Below are 24,403 nucleotides of genomic sequence, written 5' to 3' on the forward strand. Positions count from 1 at the left end.
TCTACTCATCCTGTTCCATTTCATCAAAAAGCCTTTGTATTTTTGTATGTAATGCATTTTGTCGTTCTAAACACTGACACTTTTCATCCAATAGCTGATCTTGTAAAGCAATGATATTTTCAAGTCCTGCTTTCAGTTGTTCATGGCTTTTATTAATTCTCGAATACGCCATAAAATCAAAGATGAAATTATCAAAGAAGATATCTGCTGTACTTAGCCAGCTCTCTATTTCCATTGGCGCGATATCAATGCTATGCACATCCTTAACTTCCTTTTGTAAACGTAACAAATCTTGTTGCAGTTGGGCAATTTTTTTCGATGCTTCTTTTACATGCGAATGCTTGATCATGGATGTCATCATACCGCCTCCGGCAATATCCATCATGCCCCAATCAGATGCACTGCTCATTTCAGATACAGCGAAACGTAACTTATCCGTAACAACATAGCTTGCCGCAATAGCCTCTTGCAGTTCTTTATCCAATAATTGTTCCTGTTCCAATTGGCTGTATAGCTCTGCTGCCTCTTTGCCATGTTCCCCTTGCAAAGCTTCCTGTTTTTGCATTTCTTCCAAAGCGCCGCGTAAAGCATCTTCTTGAGCAATTTCTTCTTCGCACTTTACTAATTCGGCATTGGTGATTTCTAGGTCTTGCTGTAGTCGACTGACTAGGATAGCTGCTTTAACAGCTTCCTGTTCTTCTTTGACTAAGCGCTCTTCCTTATCTTTCGCAAACCAGGCTGCTAAGCTGGCTAAAGAGGCATGCTGGAGTTTTTCAACATCCTGTTGTTCTTTTTCTGCGATATGCATTGCCACTTCCAGTTTCTGGCTGATTTCTTCATAGCGCTGTTCCAATTCTCTTTGATAGTCTTTTAAACCTTCTATTTTTGATAAGCGATGTTTTATTTCTATTATACTTTCATTCATATCCGTTTCCCCTTTCGTGTTATATCGTAATGTAAAGGAATATCTAATAGCGTTAACCATCCTTATAGAATTACGATTTTTGCAAGTCGCCTTGTAATTACACGCAACACTTCCCTAGGATGATTCTATATGGAATACAGATAACTTCTTGTATCTTTCATACAATCATACTGAACAGAAAAAGTCTAAAAGCTATCTTCCTATAGTTTTTAGACTTTTGTATCATTTAATTCTTCAAGCTCTGTAAAGGAGCTGGTATTCTTCCCATTCGATGAATCATGACAGAATTATCACTCTGATTAATTTTCATGATAGGGCCACTTCCTAACAAACCGCCAAATTCCAGTTCATCACCTGCTTGTTTACCAACTGCCGGAATCACACGAACTGCTGTTGTCTTAGAATTCACCATTCCAATTGCAGCTTCATCCGCAATGATACCACTAATTACCTCAGCAGTTGTTTCACCAGGAATTACAATCATATCTAAACCTACGGAACATACCGCTGTCATAGCTTCTAATTTTTCCAGGCATAAAACACCGGCACGTGTCGCTGCAATCATACCGGCATCCTCACTGACCGGGATAAATGCTCCACTGAGACCGCCAACCGTGCTACTTGCCATGACACCGCCTTTTTTTACCGCATCATTCAGCATTGCCAGACAAGCTGTCGTACCATATGCCCCACAAGTCTGTAAGCCCATTTCCTCTAAGATATATGCTACGCTATCACCGACAGCCGGTGTCGGTGCTAAAGAAAGATCCACGATACCAAATGGTACACCTAAGCGCTCACTTGCCAAGGAGCCAACCAATTGACCCATACGTGTGATCTTAAAGGCTGTCTTTTTGATGATATCCGCAATCTCATTCATCGGCGCATCCTTAGGAGCTTTCGCTAACGCAGCCCTTACCACACCCGGACCAGATACACCTACATTTATGACACAATCCGGTTCTCCAACACCATGGAAAGCACCGGCCATAAAAGGATTATCCTCAGGCGCATTACAGAATACAACAAGCTTTGCTGCTCCAATACAATTGTTATCTTTTGTCAGTTCAGCCGCTTCCTTCACCATACGACCCATAAGCTCTACTGCATTCATATTAATGCCTGCCTTTGTGCTGCCAACATTAACAGATGCACACACATGCTCCGTCTGTGCTAATGCCCGCGGGATGGATTCCATTAATTCGCGATCGCCGGCTGCACATCCTTTCTGCACTAATGCGGAATAACCACCAATAAAGTTAACCCCTACTGCTTGCGCACACTTTTCCAATGTCAATGCATATTTTACAGGATCACCGCCACTAGCAGCTACCAACATGGCAATCGGTGTAACCGAAATTCGCTTATTAATAATAGGGATACCATATTCACGAGAAATATCTTCTCCTGTTTTGACCAGGTCTTTTGCCAACCGCGTAATCTTATTGTATATCTTCTCACAAGAACGATCGATATCACTGTCGCAGCAATCTAATAAAGATATACCCATGGTAATCGTACGAACATCTAAGTATTCTTCATCGATCATCTTTATGGTTTCCAGAATATCATGTACATTTATCATAGACAATTCTCCTTCTAAATTTTATGCATGGAATTAAAAATATCCTCATGCATGACGTGGATAATTAAACCTTCTTTTTTTCCTACCTCTTCCATATGCTGTGCAAAATCACTCAAGGATGTATTACCTTTTGTAATATCAATCAGCATGATCATCGCAAACATATCTTGCAGCAATGTCTGTGAAACTTCCAGCACATTCATATTCGCCTTTTCGCATTCTACACTGACTTTCGCCAGAATGCCTACCATATCTTTACCAATTACACTTACTACCGCTCTCATCTTTTTGCCTCCTCTTAAATCTTATCTTAAATTATACTGTATAGTGAAAAAAAGCACAACTATAAATCTAAAAAATGTATACATGTGTATTTACACCGCATACATTTTAAAAGAATATACCTATTTAAACGTCTCATTTGCAATTGCCATTGGCTGTAACTCAAAAGGTTCCCAAGCCGCCTGCAACCCTTCTAGATTACAAATAAATTCTTCTTCGCGATAAGGGACATCCTTCTGCTGCTTTAAACAGTCCGCAATCTTAAGGGACATCGCATTTGATAGTTGCACGATTTTTCTACCTTTCACTATATTCTTACCATCAAGTAAATATAACGTGCAGGTATAACCACTGCCTGTAGCAAAATGTGTAAACAATGTTTCATCATAATCGTTATCATGCACATTAAATACGAAATCACTCGTATCAATCGCATCCTCCAATGTTAATAAGAAGATGGCGATATCATATTTATATACAAACGCTATTTCCAAAGGCTGTTTCTTTAATGCCTTCAACTCGAAATCCGTCCATGTTTCATCCTTGATCACAAAGACAAATTCGTGATCGACATAGTCCATAACCGTTCCTTCCTCTTCAATGGCTATCGGAAATTGCTCATTTACTTCACAACGCATACGCTTTCTTTCCTTTCTGTACTATTCACTTCATGCATAAGCCACCAGCATCCTTTCAGCTTATGCATGCGCTACTTCTTTCTCCAAAGTTTCTTTGGGCAAATCAATATAAAACTGCAAGGTATCCTGCAAAGAACTTGCCCTAAGGATGCCTTTATGCATATCAACAATCTGTTTTGCAATACCTAAACCCAATACATGCTGCTTACCACTTCCATGCAAATCCTCTAAGCGATAATAGTTATGGAAAATATGAGCAATCTGATATGCGGACAAATGAGGAACACTGCCTTTCATCACAATCGTATAATGCGCACTATGCTCCATAAGCTGTATAACAATGGTACTATTGGCATCCCCTAATGCAATCATATTCCGTAATAAATCACGCAGAACTCTGGCAATCTTGTCATTATCCGCATATAAGGGCAGCTGATGTTCATACTGCACATCCACTTTCATACTCTTTTCTTCCAACATTTGATAATATTCATCCAACACCTGCTCCACCATGCGATCCAAATACATATGCTCCGGTGTCCATTTCGCATAACGCAGATTGAATCGAGTGATATCAAAGAACTCATTGATCATCTCTTCCAGATCCATGGATTTATAAAGAACACTTGCCATAAACTCCTTACGTAATTGTGGCGATATTCTTTGTTCCTTTTCTAACAGTTCTAAATACATTAAAATATTTGATAAAGGCAATTTTATATCCTGTGCTAATAAATAAATCAAATCCTTCTTCTTTTCTTCATCCTCTAAAGCTGCTTTCTCATTGCGCTGATAATCCTCCGCAATGGATAAGATTAGTTTTTGGGTAGGCTGCAACTCTTTAGGAAAATTTAACTTTTCGCGTTGCTTTTCCAAAACATCATCCATACCTTCCATTAACACGCGAAGATAGTTTGACAGCTCTCGGCATAGAAAATAAACAAGCATAAAACCAGTAATGGCAATAATGGCAGGTAAAACAATAGCAAAAATCTTCTTAAAGGTTGAAAATGGGTCACCATCTATCAAAAGTACTTTTAAAAAATCAATGACAATGCCATTTAATACATTATCAAAAATATACAAGATCGTAGCTCCACCTAGGCTCAATGCCAATACAATAAAGGTATATTTCAGCACCAAGCGGCGTTCTAAGTTTTTCAAATATCGCTCTTTCATATCGATGCCCCTAACGTATAAGGTAGATGCAGATAAAAGGAAATCTCATCGCCATCTAATTCTGCATGAATATCCCCATGATGCAGCTGCATAATTTCTCGCGCAATTGCTAAACCTAAGCCGGCACCACCACTGCTGGAACTGCGGGCACTCTGTGCACGATAAAATTTATCAAACAAATGTGCAACGGCTTCTTCCTTCATATCCTCAGCTTTATTGCGATATAATAGTTGAATGCCCTGCTCTTGTTTTGTGACCGTAATATAAATGGTCGTATCCGGTTTTGCGTAATTGATAGCATTACGCATCAGATTATCAAATACACGCTGTAGTTTATCATAATCACCATCAATCAACATATCTTGTGGGATTTCTTCCTTTAATTTAAGACCTTTTCCTTCTAATAAAGGATAAAAACCTACCAATTGCTGCTTTAACATCATAGTCAAATCAATATGTGTAACATTCAGTTGTGACACCTTATCATCATAACGTAAAACTTCAGAAAACTCATCAATCAATTCATTTAAACGGTTTGCTTTACTATGTGCAATGGCTAAAGAAGATGCTTCCTGTTCTTCATTCAAATGATGATCCAAAATGTGATTGATATAACCAATCATTGATGTTAAGGGGGTTTTCAGATCATGTGCCAGATACATTAATAATTCATTCTTATGCTCTTTCTTTTGTGCAGACACTTCTTCACTCACACTGCGTTTGGCAAGCAAATTTTCGACTTTCTTTTGAGCCTCCAGAAATTGTGGAAACATTTTGAAAAATAAAGGCTGCTTACGCAAAGGTTTTCCTTGTAGACAGAGTAGTAAGGCATCCATGCTGTGAAAGAAAGATACAATAAAAAATAACAATAAAGCGATAAACCCAATGGTGAATAACAAGGTATTAATCTCCCATGAATGCTGTAAATAGTAATAATAAAAATCCCCATTGCTTAAAGTTCCTTTACTGGCTTCTAACCCAGCTTTACTGCCGATCATGGCAATAAAGAGTAATAAAACTGCAGATACGATAAGCGTCAACAGCAGAAACCGCAGAGTCAATTGTTTCCGCAGCTGCTGATACCAATTATTCTTCAATTTTATACCCTACGCCCCAAACCGTTTTAATAAATTTCGGATTACGAGGCGGTTCCATCATCTTCTCTCGCAAGCGGCGAATATGTACCATCACCGTGTTATTGGAATCAAAATATTTTTCTTTCCACACAGCTTCAAACAATTCTTCACTAGGAACGACTCTGCCACGATTCTTACATAAATACCACAAAATCGAAAATTCAATCGGTGTCAGATTTAAAACTTTATCATAAAGTGTGCATTGATGAGAATCATTATCGATGATAAGTCCTTTAAAATCAATCACATTTACATTATCCTTTGTTGTATTATATTTCTTATAACGACGCAATTGTGCCTTTACTCGTGCTACCATCTCCAGCGGATTAAACGGTTTGGTTATGTAATCATCCGCTCCTAATGACAATCCCTGAATCTTATCCATATCCTCAATTTTAGCCGTTAACATGATAACCGGGAATGTATATTTTTCACGTATGATCTTGCATATCTCAAAGCCGTTAATCTTTGGCATCATGATATCCAACATTGCCAAGTCAACGGGATTATCCTTTATAAAACGCAATGCATCTTCGCTGTCATAAAATTCGTGGACCTGATATCCCTCATTTTTCAGATACAGGGTGACAAGGTCAGCGATTTCTTTTTCATCATCCAGTACCAATATTCTTGTTTGCATAGTATCCCTCCATGCTTGTATTATAACAAATCCTTCACATAAATTCCTTATCTAAAAGAAATGTAAGAAAATTGTAAGCCACAATCTTTAATTTCTGTCTCTTTTTCTTTTATACACGCTTATAAACGTGAAAGTTTACAGATGCTTATGAATGGAAAAAATGCTTATGAATATAAAAGTTAACAGATGCTTATGAACCTAAAAGCTAACTGTAACTTATGAATGGAAAAGCTAATGAATGCTTATGATCTTGCATGAAATTGTACATTACTTGCCATACTGGCTAGTTACTTATTCTTTAAATCACAAAAGATTTCTATCAAATATCACAAAAGCTACTTGTATGAAAAAAGAAGAAGGAAAGGCTCTCCCTCTTCTCTTTATCGATATGTATTATTCTTCAATAACTGCTTTAACAATATCCTTACTAGTTAAGCCATATTTTTCCAACAAGCCAGCAGGTGTACCACTTTCTCCGAAAGTATCCTGAACGCCAACCATCTTAATTTTTGTTGGAGCATACTGGCTCAATGTTTCAGCAACTGTACTGCCCAAGCCGCCGATGACACTATGCTCTTCACAAGTAACGAATAAATCATGGCTCTTCGCCAGTTCTACCAATAAATCTTTATCAATTGGTTTGATCGTATGCATATCCACTACAGTTGGTTCATAGCCTTTTTCCTTTAGCTCATCATAAGCCTGTAATGCTGCTTCGACCATAATGCCACAAGCTATGATTGCGACCTTTTTCCCTTGACGTAGGACATTTCCTTTTCCAACTTCAAACGCCATATCTTCTGAATATACCGTTTCCACTGCACTTCTGCCCAGACGAACGTAGCAAGGTCCATCAATTTCCGCCACAGCACGGATAACTTTATCCGTTTCCACTGCATCTGCCGGACAAATGACAGTCATACCAGGAATGCCTCGCATTAGGGAGATATCTTCAATGCTTTGATGACTGGCACCATCTTCACCAACCGTCAGACCGGCATGTGATGCACAGACTTTCACATTCAGATGTGGATAACCGATAGAATTACGAATTTGTTCAAAAGCTCTACCAGTCGCAAACATGGCGAAGCTAGATGCGAAGACGATATTACCACTTGCTGCCAGACCTGCCGCAACAGCCATCATATTGCCTTCTGCTATTCCCATATTATAATGCTGTTCAGGTGCTACTGCTTTGACTTCTTTTGTCTTTGTTGAACCAGACAAATCAGCATCTAACACGATGATATTTTTATTTTCTTTTGCTAATGCCGCTAAAGTTTTCCCATAAGCTTCACGTGTAGCTACTTTCATTATTTATTTCCCTCCAATTCTTTGAGTGCATCCTGACACTGTTGCGCACTAGGGGCAACACCATGCCAACCTGCCTGATTTTCCATGAAGGAAACACCTTTTCCTTTCACCGTTTTCGCGACAACTACCGTAGGTTTGCCCTTAACGGTTTTCGCCTCTTCACATGCCTCAATTACAGATGCAAGATCATTACCATCTTCCAGCGTAATGACATTCCAGCCAAAGGCTTTAAATTTTTCATCAATTGGTGAAGGATTCATGACATCACTAATCTTGCCATCAATTTGCAATCCATTGTTATCTACAAATGCCAAAAGGTTATCCAGCTTGTAATGAGCAGCTGCCATAGCTGCTTCCCATACTTCACCTTCTTGACATTCACCATCGCCTAACAATGTGTATACACGATAAGGCAGTTCATGATACTTGTTCGATAACGCCATTCCTACAGCCGTTGAAATACCTTGCCCTAAAGAGCCGGTTGACATATCTACCCCAGGCAACTTACGCATGCTAGGATGTCCCTGTAAACGAGAATTCAGCTTACGGAAGGTTGCTAATTCTGTTTCTTCAAGAAATCCTTTTTCTGCTAATACAGCATACAACAGCGGTGATGCATGTCCTTTTGATAACACAAAACGATCACGCTGATTGCTCGTCAGATTGTTCTCATCAATATTCATCTGTGTGAAATAAATAGCCGTCGCAATTTCCACAGAGGATAAACTTCCACCCGGATGACCAGATTTTGCTTCTGTCACCATTTTTACGATATTCTTTCGGATATTCGTCGCATGTCCCTTTAATACGTCGATTTCTGACATTCCTTAGTCCTCCTTATAATTACCACGTTTATTATACTATAAAATCTTTATTTTTCATAAGGAAATTACGTTTTGTGTAAAACTTTCGCTTGCCTTTATTACAAAGCGATATCGTCAATATTTAGTTATATGGATACTACATGTCACATGTTTAGAAATGATGAAATTTTAAATTTAAACTGTCAAAGAAAGCTTGGTTTTCTTCACTTTTTAGCTGATCGTGATTTGCATTGCAAATGATAAAAAAATGTTGATCAGATATAAAAAAAGATCATAATAAAATTAATTCCGTTAGGTTGTAAAGGATAACGCACATCATTCTTTATGAAAGTGGTTCTACTTATCCATATTAAATAAAGATGAATAGATGATGTTCTTAACGTCGCATCTTTAAGAAAAGGATGTGTTTTTTAATCGAAATGATCCTGCGGGTGAAAAGACCAGCACGTCATTTGCTTAGAAAACACATCCATATCTTCATTATAAAGTACTTCCATTACTACCTGATACTATTTTTATCATCATTGACTAACCAGTACCCTCTTCATCAACCACAGCTTTATTTTTGCAATGGTAACAGACTAAGTTGTACTTTTTGTTTTTCTTGATCAATATTGTATACCCAGACTTTGACAACATCTCCTACAGCCACAACTTCACTAGGATGTTGCACTCGCTGACGGCGCATTTTTGAAATATGTACTAAGCCGTCTTCATGCAAACCGATATCTACAAAAGCACCGAAGTCCACAACATTACGAACAACACCTTCCAATTCATCTCCGATATGCAGATCTTCCAGCTCCAATACATCACTTCGTAAAATTGGCGCATCATAGCGTTCACGATAATCACGCAATGGAGAACGTATGGCATCTAAGATATCTTCAATCGTATATACATCAGCGCCTAATTCTTTTGCTAAGGCTGAAGATGTCACTTTTTCCAAAGAAGCTCTTGCTTCCTCGCTTCCCATCATAGAAGGTGTTAAAGCAAATTGGGCAAGAATTTTTTTCGCCAAAGCATAGCTTTCAGGATGAATAGATGTTCGATCTAAAGGTTCATCACCGTCTTCAATGCGCAGGAAACCAGCCGCCTGTTCAAATGATTTTGCTCCGACCTTTGGAATTTGCTTTAACTCGATGCGGTTTCTTATTTCACCATGGTCTTCACGATAGGTCACAATTGATTTCGCGGTGGCTGCACTTAAACCAGATATATTTTTCAATAATTCACTGCTGGCAGTATTCACATTTACTCCTACACGGTTCACTGCTTTTGTAACGACAAAATCCAAACGTTCTTTTAATCGTTTCGTTGGCAGGTCGTGTTGATATTGACCAACACCGATAGATTGTGGATCTATTTTAATCAATTCTGCAAGTGGATCAATAACTCTTCGAGCGATTGATATAGCTGAACGCTGTTCTACTTGAAGATCCGGAAATTCTTCACGGGCGAGCTTACTGGCAGAGTATACGGATGCTCCTGCCTCACTGACGATGGTGTAAGACACCGCAAGGTGATAATCACGTATCAACTTTGCAACAAAAGCTTCGCTCTCGCGACTGGCTGTACCATTGCCAATTGCGATGATTTTTATAGGATATGTTTTTAGCAAATTTAGCATGATACTTTCGGCTTCTTTTGTCCTGGCATTTGGCTGATGGGGGTAGATGACACTGATTTTCAATAGCTTTCCGGTTTCGTCTATTACCGCAAGTTTACATCCTGTACGAAAAGCTGGGTCAAAGCCTAATACCATTTTTTGTTTCATTGGTGGTTGCAACAATAGTTTTTCTAAATTCATAGAGAATACTTCGATTGATTGTTCGTGTGCTCTTTCACTCAGTTCATTGCGAATTTCTCGTTCTACGCTTGGAAATGCAAGGCGTTTTAATCCATCCTGCACAGCTTCTTCAATATAAGGAACCGCTGGACATTGGCGTTTTTTGGTGAATCTCTGGATAGCCCAATTCAGTTGATAATCTTCATCAAAATCTATGGAGACTTGGATGACCTTTTCTTTTTCTGCACGATCGATTGCCATGATACGATGACTCGCTAGGGTGGAAATACGTTCATTGTAATCGTAATACATTTTATACACTTTTTTTGTATCTTCATGTTTCTTTTTCTCTTTTGTCACTAGGCGTCCATAATGTTCCATACTGTTTCTGATGCGTTTGCGGATTTCAGCATCATCACTAGCTTTTTCGGCAATAATATCTTTTGCCCCTTGCAAAGCATCTTGAATAGTTGGTACATCTTCTTTTATATAATTTGCTGCTTCTTGTGCGACATTTACGTTTGGCAGTAGTTTTAATAACCATTCAGCAAGTGGAGCAAGACCTTTTGCCTGTGCATCTGTTGCACGGGTTTTGCGTTTTTGTTGATATGGTCGATATATGTCTTCTACTTGTGACAGCTTTTCGCATGCTTCAATTTGTTTTTTTATTTCTTCTGTTAATTTTCCTTGTTGTTCAATAAGACGTGCCACGTCTTCCTTACGTTTTTTTAGGTTTAGCTGATATGCATAATTTTCCTGAATGACGCGGATTTGTTCTTCATCTAGACCATTTGTGACTTCTTTTCGATAACGGGCGATGAAAGGGACCGTATTTCCCTGCTCTAGTAGATCTAAGGTGTTTACCACTTGTTTTTCACTGATATTAAGGGATTTTGCAATTGGTGTGATAATCATTTGTTCCATTTTAATGTCCTTCCTTTATTTGGTTTTGGTTAGTGTTCTATAACTTGTCAATTTTACGCATAAGTGCTTTGAATGAATATGTATCTTGAATATCATATGCTTTGAATGAATATGTGTTTTAAATATCATGTGTTTTAAACGAATATGCGTTTTGAATTAACATGTATTTTGAATATCATGTATTTTGACTGAATATGTAGGTTTAGATGGAGTAATCAGATATAAAATACGATTCATGCTCTCTTAAAATGATAATATAAAAGCAAAATATAGAATCAATCCATGTATATAAAATACATGATATCATTATAAGACGAAATACCAATGATTGGCAAGTTTAGTTTATTTCTGAAAGGAGCAGATTTTTGAAAAAAAACAAAAAATTGGCTTTGATAATCGTCAAGATATAATCATAAAAAAGATGACTATAGTTTTTAAAAAGATTCACTTTTATCATAACGCTACTTCATCATATTTTATAAGGAATAGATGTAAAAGGACCTTTCTACATTTTTTAGGTTTATAATTAACGTGAAAGACTCTTTTTCACTATATGTTGTCAATGAGTAAGGATTAAAGTAAAAACTATACAAGATTATTCTTTTCATGATAAAATTTTGCACCATGATCAAAAAGTATATAGACTTTCATAACATGGGTGTTATAATGAATCCATTAGAATTTACTTAATAAATTTAACCGTTATACACAAATAACTTGGAGGTTTAAATGAAAATTGAGAAACCAAGAATACCCTCATATTTAGAAGAACAGACAGAATTCCACAAAATGGTGGAAGAGGAGCCCTATCTACAAGGACTAAGTTTTAAAAATTGTCTAATTACTGAACCAGAATTGCCATGTCTGCATTTGGATGGCATAGTATTTGAAAATGTATGTTTTGAAGACTGTAATTTTCTTAACATTGACATGATTGATGTCATTTTTGAAAATTGTGAATTTAACAATGTTGTTTTTAGTGATGGTGCCATACATCGCACTATTTTCAAAACATGTCGCGCAATGGGAACACAATTCATTGATTGTGTGTTACATAATATACAATATATTGAATGCAATCTGCATTATGCGAATTTCAGTGGAAGTCGTTATAAACAGACGATATATAAAAAATGTGATATAGGTAGTTCTAGCTTCATTCAATGTGGATTTAAAAAAACGTTATTTGAACATTGCAGTTTAGTAGATAGTGAATTTTATAATACTAGTCTTGATGGCATGAATTTTGCGACAAGCGAAATTGATGGTATTGGTGTAACACAAGATTTATTAAAAGGCGCCATCGTAAGCACAGATCAAGCGCTACAGCTAGTAAAACTATTAGGCTTAATAGTAGATGAAACTGAGTTGGAATAACCATAATGGTTATCTTTATCTTATTACACGCCACAACAATCCACATAAAGTAATTTATACTGTAATTACATATTAGAAAAACCAACTAAAAATTTGATTGTCCCCTAAAACACTGCATCTATCAGCATTATCAAAGGTTTTAAGATATGGGAACTCTGTATTCGAAGGAGGAATAATATGGCGGAATTATTTAAGGACAGATTTAATTATGAATCACTATACAAGCTCGCATCACAGATTCAAACGGTTTATGATGAGTTTCCGGTAGATACGTTTTTAAAATCCACGATGGACGAAATGTGGGATAGTTTAGAATTGAAACAGAGGGTCATGCAAATTAGTGTAAATTTAGGGAAGTATTTACCAGACGACTATAAAACAGCCATTCACATTATTGATAAAGTGATAATGAATTATGATACCTGCTCAGATGGTTTTGTTTCCTTTTTCCCAACTTTTGTTGAGCTTTACGGACAGGATAAAGAAAACTGGGACATCTCTATGTCAGCTTTAGCAAGATATACTCCATACGCATCAGCTGAATTTGCAGTAAGAGCGTTTATTATTAACGATGAAGAACGTATGATGGCGCAGATGGCATCATGGGCTAAAGATAATAATGAGCATGTCCGTAGGCTTGCCAGCGAAGGTTGTCGCCCCAGACTGCCTTGGGGACAAAGCTTGCCGAACTTCCAAAAAGATCCATCTCCGATTCTCCGTATTTTAGAGTTGCTAAAAGCAGACCCTTCACTGTATGTTCGTAAAAGTGTAGCCAATAACCTGAATGATATATCAAAAACACATCCTGATTTAGTGGTGAAGGTTGCTAAGGATTGGTATGGTAAAGACATGAATACAGATTGGATTATCAAACACGGGTGCAGGACACTTCTTAAAAAGGGCAATAGCGAAGTGCTTCGTATTTTGGGATTATCAGATGCTGGCTGTGTCAGAGTTAATGCTTTTTCACTAGAAACTGTATCTGTTCCTGCAGGGGGTATTTTGACTTTTTCCTTCGAGCTTGAGGCTGAAAAGAAAACTAAGGCACGGCTGGAATATGGAATTGATTATGTTAAAGCAAACGGTAGGCAGAACCGTAAAATATTCCAAATATCCGAGCTTGTTTTCAAGGAAAAGGAAAAGAGGTATTACACAAAAACACATTCCTTTGCGGATACAAGTACAAGGAAACATTACCCTGGAATCCATTCAATTACGCTTATAGTTAATGGTACTGAGCGGGGTACACTAGAGTTTGAAGTATTGGCGGCAAAATAGAATTTGCAGGAGGTGTAAAATGAAGAACAAAGGAATGAAGTTTGAATTTTCAGCAAAGCCATATCATTATTCTGCGACAGAAGGAATGTTTTTGTTTCTCTTCCAAAAGAAATATCTATAGATATAAGAAATATTTTTAAATGTTTAGAAGAAGGTTGGGGTCGATTAAAAGTAACAGCAATAATTGGTAATACACAATGGCAAACTGCTATTTGGTTTGATACAAAGCAGGATACTTATTTACTTCCACTTAAAGCGGCAGTTAGAAAAAAAGAATGTATTGAACTTAATAAACCTTTGCAAGTTATTGTCTGTGTTTAATTTAAAAAGGAAATCTAAATACCTCACTGTGATATAGGATATTAGGAGATTTATTAAATCATCCTATAATCATCACATTAAAGATAGATTTCCTTTCTTTTAGTAGTCAGATGTTAGTACTAATAGAATATCCTTACCGTCTTTTCTATTTATAATACTAATGATTAATTTTATAATTTCAAACTATTTTCAACTATTTTCAAAAGCAATGCGACGCTTTTCTCCATTTCATTTATGGAAACATATTCATATTTACCGTGATAGTTATAACCACCGGTTCCTAAGTTAGGACAAGGGAGACCTTCATATGTCAGGCGTGCTCCATCAGTACCACCACGAATAGCTGCGGAAGCAGGCTGTAAACCTATTTCTTCCATAGATTTTTTTACCAACTCAATAATATTCATATTTTGTTCGATGATTTGACGCATATTTGCATAACTATCCGTTATCTGTAATGTAATCGTATTTTCAGGATACTTTTTATTTAAGTAATCAGCTATGCGCTTAAAGTCTTCTTTTTGTTGTTCAAATAATGTTTCATCATGATTACGAATAATATAAGACATATGCGCGTGTTCACATTCTCCATGCATATCAGTTAAATGATTAAATCCTTCATAACCTTCTGTATATGCTGGGTTTTGTTCAACAGGCAACATGGAATGAAATTCCATTCCAACTAAAAGAGCATTTATCATCTTGCCTTTAGCGGAACCTGGATGAATGCTTAATCCTTGTATATCCAATACTGCACTAGCTGCATTAAAGTTCTCATAATCAATAAACTCAACTTCGCCGCCATCTACTGTATAGGCGAAATCCGCATCAAATGCTTTCACATTAAAGTGATCTGTACCTCTGCCTACTTCTTCATCAGGGGTAAATGCTATTTTTATATCACCATGCGGTAAGTTTTTTTGAATAATTGTTTCTAGCATAGTCATTATTTCGGCTATACCGGCTTTATCATCAGCGCCTAGTAAGGTTGTTCCATCAGTAACAATTAGGTTCTCACCAATATTACGATTTAGGCTTTCAAAATCATTTGGCCCCATATGAATATTTAATTTTTCATTCAAAATGATATCAGAGCCATCATAATTTTCAATTATTCTTGGTTTTACATTTTCACCACTCATATCAGGTGAAGTATCCATATGAGCTATAAATCCTATTTTAGGACAATTAGCCTCGCAATTGGCAAGTAAACTTCCATATACAATACCAAATTCATCTACATATGCATTTGTAACACCAATATTTTTCAACTCATCTACTAAGTATTTTGCCAACTTTAATTGTTTTAAAGAACTTGGTGTTGTTTGTGAGTTCTCATCAGATTGAGTGTCAAAAGTGACATATTTTAAAAATCTTTCTTGTACTTTCATATCTATCCTTCTTTTATATTGTAAATGACTTATAAATGTTATTTACATAATTTCCTTTCTTAGAAGAATTATACAATGAAACAAGCAAGAAAGCCAAGTATTACTCTTCAAATTCAATACGGTATCTATCTAATTTATGATATATAGAAGCATAATCATCTTTCATAATGGCAATCGTCTTTTCTGTTTCATCATCCAAAATGAAATTTCGTGCGTCAAAATCATGCAATGCTTTTGCTCCCATTTCCATATTATGAACAGCCACTTTCAATACTTCTTTATCACTATCAACCGTTAAATTTTTAATATGTGATATGACATCTGTGATTGTACCCATAATTCCTGCTGAGTCAATAGGTTCGCCTCCATGGGCTAATATTAATCCTGTTAAAGATTTTTCATGAATGTGTAGCATGAGTAAAATTTCATCAAATTCTTTATGCAATGTTTCACTTTTGATTTTTTCACGCAAATCTTCAAATATGGATGCACCCATATGTGTTCCTTTCAATAGTTGATTTAATTCTTCTAATAATTTATCTTCCATACTTTTCACCTCACGATTATTATGGAGTTCATTCTTTATGTCTATTCTCAAATGTGTACGTGCCGAGAAAAAGCCATGCTCAGCACGTACCATATAGGGTTCGAACCACATGGCTTTTTTTCCATTGGCTATGCCTTTGGATATGGATGTGCCTTCACCCGTCCTGTAGCGGTATCTATGAGATACTACAGGCCGATTCAGAAGAATCAAAGTGCATGGAGGATGTTAATAGCTGCAACAACATCACGATGTCCATGATATCCGCACTTACATTGATAGGTTCGATCTTTTGGTTTATTTATTCGCCCGCATTTAGGACATTTTTTTGATGTATTATATGGATTTACATATCTAACTTCAATACCGGCGAGTTGAGCTTTATATGTAATAAATTGTTGAAGTCTTTGATAAGACCATAAATAGGCATTAGAGACTTGCCTGACATTAAAGCGATCATGGATAGAGGTTAATTTTTCTAGATATATCATTCCTACATCATTTTCCAAAGCATAAGAAATTATGTCTTTTGAAATCTTATGATCTTGATCAGCCAAGACATTATGTAGTTTATGCCGGAATTGGCGCAATTTCTTAAACTGCTTTCTTCGTTGCATTTCTTGTATATGACGTTTATATTTACGTAGATAAAATTGGCGTTGCCTACCATTTCCAAAAAAACGATAATGCTGATTATCAAGAGCAGCAACTGCGGGTACTTTCATTCCTATATCAATACCTATTGTTTTACGACTTGTTGAAAAAATGATGGGAATATCTACATTTATAAAGGCATACCAGTTTTCTTGAATATGCATTAATTCTAAATTCATCATTTTACCCCTAGCTAACTGCATTAAAGGTTGTTCATTATGATACATAGGAAGATCAATGAATCTTTTATGTTCAAGAAGACCTAACTCTAGCTGCAGGAGATCACCGTTTAGGCGATAGGAGGAGTTGCTCCAACAGCTAGAGCAGCGGATCTTTCGGCTATTTTTACATCCACAACGATATTCGTATTCTTTTTTAGCAAAATCGAGTACTAAGTGTTTGCTATGAAAAGAGATATGATTACTAATATTTTTATATAGATATTCGTAACTATGATTTTCTTTTATAAAAATATCGGCTATGCGTTTTATCTCTTTATGATATATAGTTTCATACCAAGTTAAGCAGTGCTTTAAGTGTTCATTTAAATCTAATGATAGTTTGATCGTTATGTACATTTGATTTCACCTAGATTTCCCTTCACTTATATATACGATTCTAAAATAGAAAATCGTAATTTTTGGTGAATTTTTTTTAATTTCAATAAAACATTGAATTTATAATACTATTTCTTACATTTCCACCCTTTTATATTTATATTATGAATTCGTGCCGCAGAGGGTCTATGTACACGTTTCTCCACCATATTCTTATTAAATAGAGCCCAAGTCCTAGGACTTGGCCATCTTAGCGTTCTTAAGAGCGCAATAGCCAAGCGAAACACGTTATTATTACCCCAGCCGAGGCACTATCAAGAAGCATCTGACTTTTTCGATATCGCCAAGGTCACCAACACTTTAGACTATTTAGTGACATTCAGCCTTCCTTTCTTTACTATGAACTCCATTGTCATTCTCAAGCTAACATGAATAGTGATTCTCATCACATCAAAAAAAGCAATCAGTGTATGATTGCTTTATTGAACTATATGGAGCGGGTGATGAGAATCGAACTCACGTAGTCAGCTTGGAAGGCTGAAGTTCTACCATTGAACTACACCCGCAACATTTAAATGGTGACCCGTGGGCGATTCGAACGCCCGACCCTCTGATTAAAAGTCAGATGCTCTACCAACTGAGCTAACGGGTCATTTATAATGTTGATTTTTTAAAATGGCTGGGGTAACTGGACTCGAACCAGTGGAATGCCAGAGTCAAAGTCTGGTGCCTTACCGCTTGGCTATACCCCAATAAGAGATGGTGGGGGGGGACGGATTCGAACCGCCGAACCATAAGGAACTGAGTTACAGTCAGCCGCGTTTAGCCTCTTCGCTACCCCCCCAGCTCTATTTATTAAGAATGGTGCCGACTATAGGAATTGAACCCACAACCTACTGATTACAAGTCAGTTGCTCTACCAATTGAGCTAAGTCGGCACATTTATGGTGGAGGCTAAGGGACTTGAACCCCTGACCCTCTGCTTGTAAGGCAGACGCTCTCCCAACTGAGCTAAGCCTCCACATAATTTATGCAATCACTGATTTCCTGAGTCCTTTCCATCAGCGCCTTAATATAATACCATCTGTTTATTTTTCTGTCAACAATTTTTTAAAACTTTTTTATATTTTTTTCAACACACTTTTATAATGCATAATCTTCCCATTTTAAAGCCTTTTTATATTGCCTAAGGATTGATTTTTTTAAAATAAGTTGAAGCTATAACATATATTTTTACTTGACCTCTAAACGGCTCAGACATTCCCGGATGCCTGCCTCCTTCATTTTCTAATATCGCGATAACATTGTCAGCTTCACCTTTTTCCACGCCAAGTAATAAAACAATATCACCATATTGTAAAAACTCTCCATTGCAACCAATTTCAGTAGCAGAATAACCATGCTTAACAAGTAATGATGTAATATTATCTGAATATTCTTCACTAGCTATGATTAAGATTAATTCCATCTTATACACCTCTTGTAATATGATAACATATTTCAATTATTATTTCCGCCACTTTCTAAAAACTAATTATAAAATAGAGAATCATCATGATTCTATCAAAAAAGCCAAAGTATTTTCCATTCATATCGTCAACCTTGGCTTACTATTCTATATACAGATAAACTTTTCACTTACTGTTAAATAATGATGATCCTTACCATATATTAAATTTCGTCAATAACATCATCTAAATCATTGATGATGATATCCTCTTTACTCAAAATCTCATCACATTCATCACATACATAAGCAATATGTATGTTAGAGCCACAGCTTTTATGTTTTAAACATTTATAACTTTTATTCAGATGCTTATCTCCCCATAATAATATAGCATTATAAATATCATCTAAATCACTAGATTTCTCTGTTAACAAATATTGATATCTAGGAGGATGTGTTGAATATAATTCACATGTAAGTAAATCATCTTCACATAACCCTTTTAGTCTCTCCGATAAAAGATTTGTAGGGATACCGACTAAATGTTTTTGTATATCTTTGAATGTATGACACCCTTCTTTTACTGCATGTAAAATCAATAAAGTCCATTTATCTCCAATTAAGTTCAGTGTTTGTGCTATATTACATTTTAAATCATATTGTTTTTTCATGTCATCACCTTTTCCCTATAACTTTCTTATACTAATTAGCATTTAACGTTTTTAAAATCATATTCTCCATCATTTCCATTGTCAAAGCACCTTCGATATATCCATAAGGTTTCCCTTCTTTGTCTAGCATAAAAGTAGTCGGCATACTACCAATACCAAATGTTGAATAAATAAATCCATCATCAAATAAAACAGGTACTGTCAGAGCATTATCCGAAATGAATTCTTTTAAATCAGATTTACCCTTTTCTTGCCCACCTGGATAAACAATTGTCAGAATTGCCACATGCTTATCACTTCTATATTTCTCATAAAGTTTTTGAATATTTGGCAGCTCACCACGGCAAGGCGGGCACCATGTCGCCCAAAAATTCAGAAAGACAACTTTACCTTTGTAATCCTCAAGTTTGATAATCTTATCATGTTGATCTTTTAATTCATAACTGCCTAACTGCTGCAATAATGCTTTCTCCTGTTCACTATTTTTCTCATCTTTATTCTCTCCACCATCTTCTTTTTTATCTTCATTCTTATCTTTAATCATAGCATTATTACTGCTTTGTGTCATGTAATTACTGATAAAGTTCATTTTACCGCTTACCATTGATACACCAAAAAATATTAATATGATTGCTCCTAATTTTACTGTATAGTTCATAATACTCTTATGATTGGACAGCCAATTTAATATACTATCTGTAAAGATACCAATAAGTAGGAAAGGTATTGTTAATCCAAGAGCATATATGACCATTAGAAAATTACTCATCCAAAGATTTTGTGAGCTATTCGCCAAAAGTAGAATACTGGAAAGAGCTGGTCCTATACACGGTGTCCATGCAAAACTAAAAGTAAACCCCATCAAAAACGCAAGTAGTAAGTTCATTTCTTTCTTTAAAGTAAACGGGAGTCTTCTTGTTTTCCCCAAAAAATTAGATTTGAAAAATCCCAATTGAAATAATCCTAATACAATAATAAGTATGCCTCCTACTTTTATGAATACGGACATATGATCTCTGAAAAATGAACTGATCAATGTGATTGATATATTCATCAATAAAATGGCGGTAAATATACCAAATATAAAACTCAGTGTAAAAAATATTACGAAACGTTTTTTTCTTATTTGTTTGTTGTTAACATCACTTCCAATTAAATATCCCATGTACACCGGCAATAATGGGAGCACACATGGCGAAAGGAAGGATAGCACTCCTTCCATAAATACCATAAGTATGCTTATATGTTGCATTGTATCCTGTAAATTCATCATAGGCAGTTATTTCCCCATCTTTCTTTTTCTATCTTTTAAATTTAAAATAACATTTCTTTTTTAACATAGCCAATCTAATATTTTTAAAATTAAGTCTTTTTTATATTTATATTGTTATTTTTGTATTATAACTATTGCAATACAATATTTTAAGGCATTTTATATTATAACTACATATTTTTAGGTTCTATAATTTTCAGTTTACCAATATCAGCAAAGAACTTTTATTCTATTAAGAAACTTTCAGCAATACCCATGACTTACAGTAAACACCATTTTATCTTTATTTTGTTTATAAATTTAACATTTTGTTTATAAATTTAATCATATCAGAAGTTACCAAACAGATCATTTAACGCCTCACTCATTGTAGGATGAGTGAAAATGTGGTTTGCTATGTCTGAAGTCTTTAATCCAAGATTTATTGCAAGCTGAACGAAATTGATCATTTCTTCTGAAGCAGTACACAACAATACACACCCTAGTATTTTATCCGTTTTGGCATCAGCAATTGCTTTTAACACGCCTTCTTTGCATTCATTTACATGTGCTCGTGGTATAGCAGAAACTGCCAGTTTCGCCACTTTGATTTCATACCCCTCATTTTTTGCCTCCTCTTCACTCATCCCTACGCGTGAAAAAGTTGGTTCAATAAAGACAGAATAGGGTATCGCTCCTCTATTATCAGTTGTACGTTTTTTATCACCAAATATATGATCTTTTACAATACGATAATCATCTAATGAAATATATGTGAATTGTAGTCCGCCTTTAACATCACCCATTGCGTAGATGTGTGGCTGAGACGTTTGTAGATATCGATTTACCTTAATAGCTCCACGAGCATCTGTTTCTACACCGGCTTGTTCAAGATGTAATCCATCTGTATTAGCTTTTCTTCCAGTTGCCAATAACACAGCATTTACTGTTAATTGCTGTATATTACCATCTTTGTTTTTATAAGTAACTATCACATCAGAATCATTTACATTTTCCACCGAAAGGACATTGCTTTTAAACTCAAATTGTACACCTTGTCTTTCTAATATTTGTTGTATATGTAAAGCGATATCCTCATCCTCTCGCTTGACAAGACGATCACCATATTCAAAAACGGTCACTTGAGTTCCATAACGAGCAAACATGCTTGAAAATTCTAAGCCAATATATCCGCCACCAATAATTGCTAACGTTTTAGGCTGTTCTTTCTCTTTCATTATATCAGCACTTACGTATATATGTTTTGTATGCTCGATACCTTGAATATTAGGGATGATAGGAACACTTCCTGTGTTAACAAAAAGATAATCACCATATATTTCTTTCGTACCCTTTTCATTTTCATATGAAATTACGTGGGTGTTTACAAAGCTTGCTTTAGCGGTAATTACATCAATGTTAGGATTTTGATTCAGCTTCTCAAAGTTCTTTTTTCTCAAAATTGACGTTATTTCTTCTTTTTTGTTAATAGCATCAGAAAAGGTTCTTTTACCAGCTTGTACAATCAAAGATTTTGATGGTATGCATCCTTCGTTAATGCATGTGCCACCATACATCTTTGACGATTTTTCTATCATCGCGACTTTTTTACCTTGCTTTGCGAACTCTGCTGCCAAAGTTTTTGCTCCTTTTCCAAATCCAATCATGATTGCATCATATTTTTTCATGAATATTGCCTCCTTATCATTTATGAACTCAGTATAACATAGTGACTTTATATTTTAAAGTGATTTGATTAAATATATTTAAATGCAAGCAAAAGTAATTTAAACTCTCTCTTTGCTTTATATCTCGATTTTCATAAAATTTTCAATGCTCCCTTTCATATAAAAAGAATCAGGCAGCTATAACCACCCGATGTCTTTAACATATAATAAACTTTATCAAATTCCTCTTAACTCTTGATATAATCGTTTCGCATAACTATCTGTCATACCTGCAATGAAATCCGTAGCAAGTAGTAAGCGGGCATACACTTTATCTTCTTCACTTTTTACAGTTTTTGCTGTTTCATGATATTGCTCTAAATAATTTTGTGATAAAAGATCAATATACTTTTTTTGTATCTCCGTAATTTCTATATCTGTATCATATGGCAATAAAGCATCGACAAAGCGATCTAACAGAAAGCTGAGAATTTCATTTCCCATCAATTCTAATTTTAGAATTGAAGAATGACAATATATGCGTCGATAGGCAAATTCTTTCAACGCATTAATTAGTTTACCTTCAGAGCTTTCTGTGATTAATTCATCAAAAAATTCGCCATTCATAATTTCATCATAGTGAAGGATAAAAGCATCACTAACTCTTGAAACACTATAAAGTTGTTTTTTTGTAAGCCAAGAAAAGACTGCATATTTATAAGGATCCACTGATGTTTTAGATCCAATTTGCTCCTGGATTCCGTTTTCCAACTCTTTTTCTAATAGCGCTTTTCCTTTCTCATCGCCAGCTTTAATGACAACATCCAGTAAATCTTGATATGTATATAATCCTTTGTTATAACCATCCTCCAGATCAGCAAAAGTGTATGCAAGATCATCTGCCGCCTCTAATAAAAAGCACAGTGGATTACGTGTATTTCGTGTACCGGTATTATTCTTTATTATAGCAAATTGCTCTTGCTCACTTTGAAAATACCCAATTTTCTTTTTTAGTAAATTGCGTTCATGTTTAGGTTTCTGTTTTTCCTTCATCATCGTCAAAGAATCGCATGGATATTTTATAATTGTATCCATAACAGCAGATGTAAGATGCATTCCATTTTTTCCTATTAACCTGTGCAATTTCGTAATAATACGCAATGCCTGGGCATTTCCTTCAAAGTTTTCCAAATCTGCAATTTGTTGCGGATCTAATATGTTGCGCAACTTTCTACCTTTGAATTCTTTTATGTCCAAGTTTTTTTTGAACCAATCGCGTATGCTGAATTCGCCGAAATGACCAAATGGTGGATTCCCGATATCATGTAGCAATCCTGCACAATTTAAAGTTTCCATAACTTTGATAGTATCTGGCTGATGTCCTTCATCTTCTAATTGTTTTTCTAATATCACATTACACACTTGTTTTCCCATTAATTTTGCTAGAGAGCTGACTTCCATAGAATGTGTCAGTCTTGTTCTTACAAAGTCACTATGATCTAAAGGAAAAACTTGTGTTTTATCTTGTAGTCGACGATAAGAAGCACTGCGGATTATACGATGATAATCGCTTTCTATTTCGCTGCGATATCGATGTGCCTCTTTTGTCTTTCTACTTGGAATACGTTCTTCACTAGTGATTAAATCCCATTGTAATCGTCCCATTTTCAAACCTCTTTCTTGTTTTTATGTCATTTACACTATACCTCATTCGAAACTAAAATGGAAGAATTTCACTACATACAATAACTTTATGTTATTAAAAAAAATCATTACTTCCTATTTTTAAAATATTACAATTTCCGCATCTATTATTATCTATTTTACTGACTCCGATATAATATTTCTAGTAAGCACTTATCTCGACGTATAAAAAAACCTTTCGCCATGAATAGCAAGGATTACTTACTAAATTCATAACGAAAGGATATGCCAAATAACTTCATTATATTATTGCATAGTTACTCCCCTTCATACCATGCTATAAGGATTTCATTTCCAGCAA

Annotated in this window: 22 protein-coding genes and 6 tRNA genes; 3 read left to right on the forward strand and 25 right to left on the reverse strand. The window is 35.6% G+C overall.

Going from position 1 to position 24,403, the window contains the following annotated elements; translation table 11 throughout:
* Position 1: 1 nt before the first annotated feature.
* From LI241_RS01585 to LI241_RS15930, 11 genes are all read right to left on the reverse strand, one after another.
* On the reverse strand, positions 2-925 hold the full coding sequence (locus tag LI241_RS01585) for a hypothetical protein (protein WP_008687290.1): 924 nt from the start codon (positions 923-925) through the stop codon (positions 2-4).
* A 226-nt stretch (positions 926-1,151) separates the two neighbouring features.
* Positions 1,152-2,510 carry a PFL family protein gene (locus LI241_RS01590; RefSeq protein WP_008687288.1) on the reverse strand — a complete coding sequence of 453 codons (1,359 nt, stop codon included), beginning with the start codon at positions 2,508-2,510 and terminating at the stop codon, positions 1,152-1,154.
* Between the two features lie 14 nt (positions 2,511-2,524).
* Positions 2,525-2,794 carry an ACT domain-containing protein gene (locus LI241_RS01595; RefSeq protein ID WP_008687286.1) on the reverse strand — a complete coding sequence of 90 codons (270 nt, stop codon included), beginning with the start codon at positions 2,792-2,794 and terminating at the stop codon, positions 2,525-2,527.
* A 120-nt stretch (positions 2,795-2,914) separates the two neighbouring features.
* The gene (locus LI241_RS01600; protein WP_008687284.1) at positions 2,915-3,430 is read right to left on the reverse strand and encodes a hypothetical protein; all 516 of its coding nucleotides are present in this window, start codon (positions 3,428-3,430) and stop codon (positions 2,915-2,917) included.
* Between the two features lie 60 nt (positions 3,431-3,490).
* Positions 3,491-4,609, reverse strand: a complete 1,119-nt coding sequence (locus LI241_RS01605; protein WP_008687282.1) for a sensor histidine kinase KdpD — start codon at positions 4,607-4,609, stop codon at positions 3,491-3,493.
* Positions 4,606-5,706 carry a sensor histidine kinase KdpD gene (locus LI241_RS01610; protein ID WP_008687280.1) on the reverse strand — a complete coding sequence of 367 codons (1,101 nt, stop codon included), beginning with the start codon at positions 5,704-5,706 and terminating at the stop codon, positions 4,606-4,608. Before LI241_RS01610 ends, LI241_RS01605 begins: the two co-directional genes overlap by 4 nt.
* A complete protein-coding gene (gene vanR / locus LI241_RS01615) occupies positions 5,696-6,385 on the reverse strand; it encodes a VanR-ABDEGLN family response regulator transcription factor (protein WP_008687279.1) in 690 nt (229 codons plus the stop codon). Before vanR ends, LI241_RS01610 begins: the two co-directional genes overlap by 11 nt.
* Positions 6,386-6,778: 393 nt before the next feature.
* Positions 6,779-7,702: a transketolase family protein gene (locus tag LI241_RS01620; RefSeq protein WP_026006739.1), complete on the reverse strand. Its 924-nt coding sequence runs from the start codon at positions 7,700-7,702 to the stop codon at positions 6,779-6,781.
* A complete protein-coding gene (locus LI241_RS01625) occupies positions 7,699-8,523 on the reverse strand; it encodes a transketolase (RefSeq protein ID WP_008687275.1) in 825 nt (274 codons plus the stop codon). The genes LI241_RS01620 and LI241_RS01625 overlap by 4 nt, the downstream gene beginning before the upstream one ends.
* A 559-nt stretch (positions 8,524-9,082) precedes the next feature.
* Entirely contained in the window at positions 9,083-11,236 is a 2,154-nt protein-coding gene (locus LI241_RS01630) for a Tex family protein (protein ID WP_008687272.1), read from the reverse strand.
* Between the two features lie 476 nt (positions 11,237-11,712).
* Positions 11,713-11,862 (reverse strand): DUF2672 domain-containing protein, encoded by a 150-nt coding sequence (locus LI241_RS15930; protein ID WP_119957507.1) that lies wholly within the window; start codon positions 11,860-11,862, stop codon positions 11,713-11,715.
* A 103-nt stretch (positions 11,863-11,965) separates the two neighbouring features.
* Between LI241_RS15930 and LI241_RS01640 the strand changes: the two genes are divergently transcribed.
* From LI241_RS01640 to LI241_RS15935, 3 genes are all read left to right on the forward strand, one after another.
* Entirely contained in the window at positions 11,966-12,613 is a 648-nt protein-coding gene (locus tag LI241_RS01640) for a pentapeptide repeat-containing protein (RefSeq protein WP_008687271.1), read from the forward strand.
* Between the two features lie 177 nt (positions 12,614-12,790).
* A complete protein-coding gene (locus tag LI241_RS01645) occupies positions 12,791-13,891 on the forward strand; it encodes a DNA alkylation repair protein (RefSeq protein WP_008687240.1) in 1,101 nt (366 codons plus the stop codon).
* A gap of 123 nt (positions 13,892-14,014) precedes the next feature.
* Positions 14,015-14,212 (forward strand): DUF1905 domain-containing protein, encoded by a 198-nt coding sequence (locus LI241_RS15935; protein ID WP_227150924.1) that lies wholly within the window; start codon positions 14,015-14,017, stop codon positions 14,210-14,212.
* A 170-nt stretch (positions 14,213-14,382) separates the two neighbouring features.
* Here the strand turns inward: LI241_RS15935 and pepT are convergent, their stop codons facing one another.
* From pepT to LI241_RS01720, 14 genes are all read right to left on the reverse strand, one after another.
* A complete protein-coding gene (gene pepT / locus LI241_RS01655) occupies positions 14,383-15,603 on the reverse strand; it encodes a peptidase T (protein WP_008687238.1) in 1,221 nt (406 codons plus the stop codon).
* Between the two features lie 100 nt (positions 15,604-15,703).
* Positions 15,704-16,150, reverse strand: a complete 447-nt coding sequence (locus tag LI241_RS01660; RefSeq protein ID WP_008979344.1) for a DUF2383 domain-containing protein — start codon at positions 16,148-16,150, stop codon at positions 15,704-15,706.
* Positions 16,151-16,356: 206 nt separating this feature from the next.
* Positions 16,357-17,379: an RNA-guided endonuclease TnpB family protein gene (locus LI241_RS01665; RefSeq protein WP_008687236.1), complete on the reverse strand. Its 1,023-nt coding sequence runs from the start codon at positions 17,377-17,379 to the stop codon at positions 16,357-16,359.
* 471 nt (positions 17,380-17,850) lie between these two features.
* A tRNA-Gly gene (locus LI241_RS01670) sits at positions 17,851-17,924 on the reverse strand.
* Between the two features lie 10 nt (positions 17,925-17,934).
* A tRNA-Lys gene (locus tag LI241_RS01675) sits at positions 17,935-18,010 on the reverse strand.
* A 24-nt stretch (positions 18,011-18,034) separates the two neighbouring features.
* Positions 18,035-18,110, reverse strand: a tRNA-Gln gene (locus LI241_RS01680).
* An 8-nt stretch (positions 18,111-18,118) separates the two neighbouring features.
* Positions 18,119-18,202 (reverse strand) — tRNA-Tyr (locus tag LI241_RS01685).
* 18 nt (positions 18,203-18,220) lie between these two features.
* Positions 18,221-18,296, reverse strand: a tRNA-Thr gene (locus LI241_RS01690).
* Between the two features lie 7 nt (positions 18,297-18,303).
* A tRNA-Val gene (locus LI241_RS01695) sits at positions 18,304-18,379 on the reverse strand.
* A 165-nt stretch (positions 18,380-18,544) separates the two neighbouring features.
* A complete protein-coding gene (locus tag LI241_RS01700) occupies positions 18,545-18,826 on the reverse strand; it encodes a cyclic-di-AMP receptor (protein ID WP_008687235.1) in 282 nt (93 codons plus the stop codon).
* Positions 18,827-19,029: 203 nt separating this feature from the next.
* Entirely contained in the window at positions 19,030-19,479 is a 450-nt protein-coding gene (locus LI241_RS01705) for a helix-turn-helix domain-containing protein (RefSeq protein WP_008687233.1), read from the reverse strand.
* A 31-nt stretch (positions 19,480-19,510) separates the two neighbouring features.
* The gene (locus LI241_RS01710; RefSeq protein ID WP_008687231.1) at positions 19,511-20,752 is read right to left on the reverse strand and encodes a cytochrome c biogenesis protein CcdA; all 1,242 of its coding nucleotides are present in this window, start codon (positions 20,750-20,752) and stop codon (positions 19,511-19,513) included.
* Positions 20,753-21,081: 329 nt separating this feature from the next.
* A complete protein-coding gene (locus LI241_RS01715; protein WP_008687230.1) occupies positions 21,082-22,419 on the reverse strand; it encodes an FAD-dependent oxidoreductase in 1,338 nt (445 codons plus the stop codon).
* Between the two features lie 216 nt (positions 22,420-22,635).
* Positions 22,636-24,063 (reverse strand): deoxyguanosinetriphosphate triphosphohydrolase, encoded by a 1,428-nt coding sequence (locus tag LI241_RS01720; RefSeq protein ID WP_008687229.1) that lies wholly within the window; start codon positions 24,061-24,063, stop codon positions 22,636-22,638.
* Positions 24,064-24,403 lie beyond the last annotated feature (340 nt).

It is taken from the genome of Longicatena sp. 210702-DFI.1.196 (genome assembly GCF_020563125.1).
GTDB classification, from domain to species: domain Bacteria; phylum Bacillota_I; class Bacilli_A; order Erysipelotrichales; family Erysipelotrichaceae; genus Longicatena; species Longicatena caecimuris.

Bases quoted from the DNA above. Each gene is read 5' to 3' on its own strand.
- LI241_RS01585 (WP_008687290.1), bottom strand. From the start codon at position 925: ATGAATGAAAGTATAATAGAAATAAAACATCGCTTATCAAAAATAGAA.
- LI241_RS01590 (WP_008687288.1), bottom strand. From the start codon at position 2,510: ATGATAAATGTACATGATATTCTGGAAACCATAAAGATGATCGATGAA.
- LI241_RS01595 (WP_008687286.1), bottom strand. From the start codon at position 2,794: ATGAGAGCGGTAGTAAGTGTAATTGGTAAAGATATGGTAGGCATTCTG.
- LI241_RS01600 (WP_008687284.1), bottom strand. From the start codon at position 3,430: ATGCGTTGTGAAGTAAATGAGCAATTTCCGATAGCCATTGAAGAGGAA.
- LI241_RS01605 (WP_008687282.1), bottom strand. From the start codon at position 4,609: ATGAAAGAGCGATATTTGAAAAACTTAGAACGCCGCTTGGTGCTGAAA.
- vanR (WP_008687279.1), bottom strand. From the start codon at position 6,385: ATGCAAACAAGAATATTGGTACTGGATGATGAAAAAGAAATCGCTGAC.
- LI241_RS01625 (WP_008687275.1), bottom strand. From the start codon at position 8,523: ATGTCAGAAATCGACGTATTAAAGGGACATGCGACGAATATCCGAAAG.
- LI241_RS01630 (WP_008687272.1), bottom strand. From the start codon at position 11,236: ATGGAACAAATGATTATCACACCAATTGCAAAATCCCTTAATATCAGT.
- LI241_RS15930 (WP_119957507.1), bottom strand. From the start codon at position 11,862: ATGGTGCAAAATTTTATCATGAAAAGAATAATCTTGTATAGTTTTTAC.
- LI241_RS01640 (WP_008687271.1), top strand. From the start codon at position 11,966: ATGAAAATTGAGAAACCAAGAATACCCTCATATTTAGAAGAACAGACA.
- LI241_RS01645 (WP_008687240.1), top strand. From the start codon at position 12,791: ATGGCGGAATTATTTAAGGACAGATTTAATTATGAATCACTATACAAG.
- pepT (WP_008687238.1), bottom strand. From the start codon at position 15,603: ATGAAAGTACAAGAAAGATTTTTAAAATATGTCACTTTTGACACTCAA.
- LI241_RS01660 (WP_008979344.1), bottom strand. From the start codon at position 16,150: ATGGAAGATAAATTATTAGAAGAATTAAATCAACTATTGAAAGGAACA.
- LI241_RS01665 (WP_008687236.1), bottom strand. From the start codon at position 17,379: ATGTACATAACGATCAAACTATCATTAGATTTAAATGAACACTTAAAG.
- LI241_RS01700 (WP_008687235.1), bottom strand. From the start codon at position 18,826: ATGGAATTAATCTTAATCATAGCTAGTGAAGAATATTCAGATAATATT.
- LI241_RS01705 (WP_008687233.1), bottom strand. From the start codon at position 19,479: ATGAAAAAACAATATGATTTAAAATGTAATATAGCACAAACACTGAAC.
- LI241_RS01710 (WP_008687231.1), bottom strand. From the start codon at position 20,752: ATGATGAATTTACAGGATACAATGCAACATATAAGCATACTTATGGTA.
- LI241_RS01715 (WP_008687230.1), bottom strand. From the start codon at position 22,419: ATGAAAAAATATGATGCAATCATGATTGGATTTGGAAAAGGAGCAAAA.
- LI241_RS01720 (WP_008687229.1), bottom strand. From the start codon at position 24,063: ATGGGACGATTACAATGGGATTTAATCACTAGTGAAGAACGTATTCCA.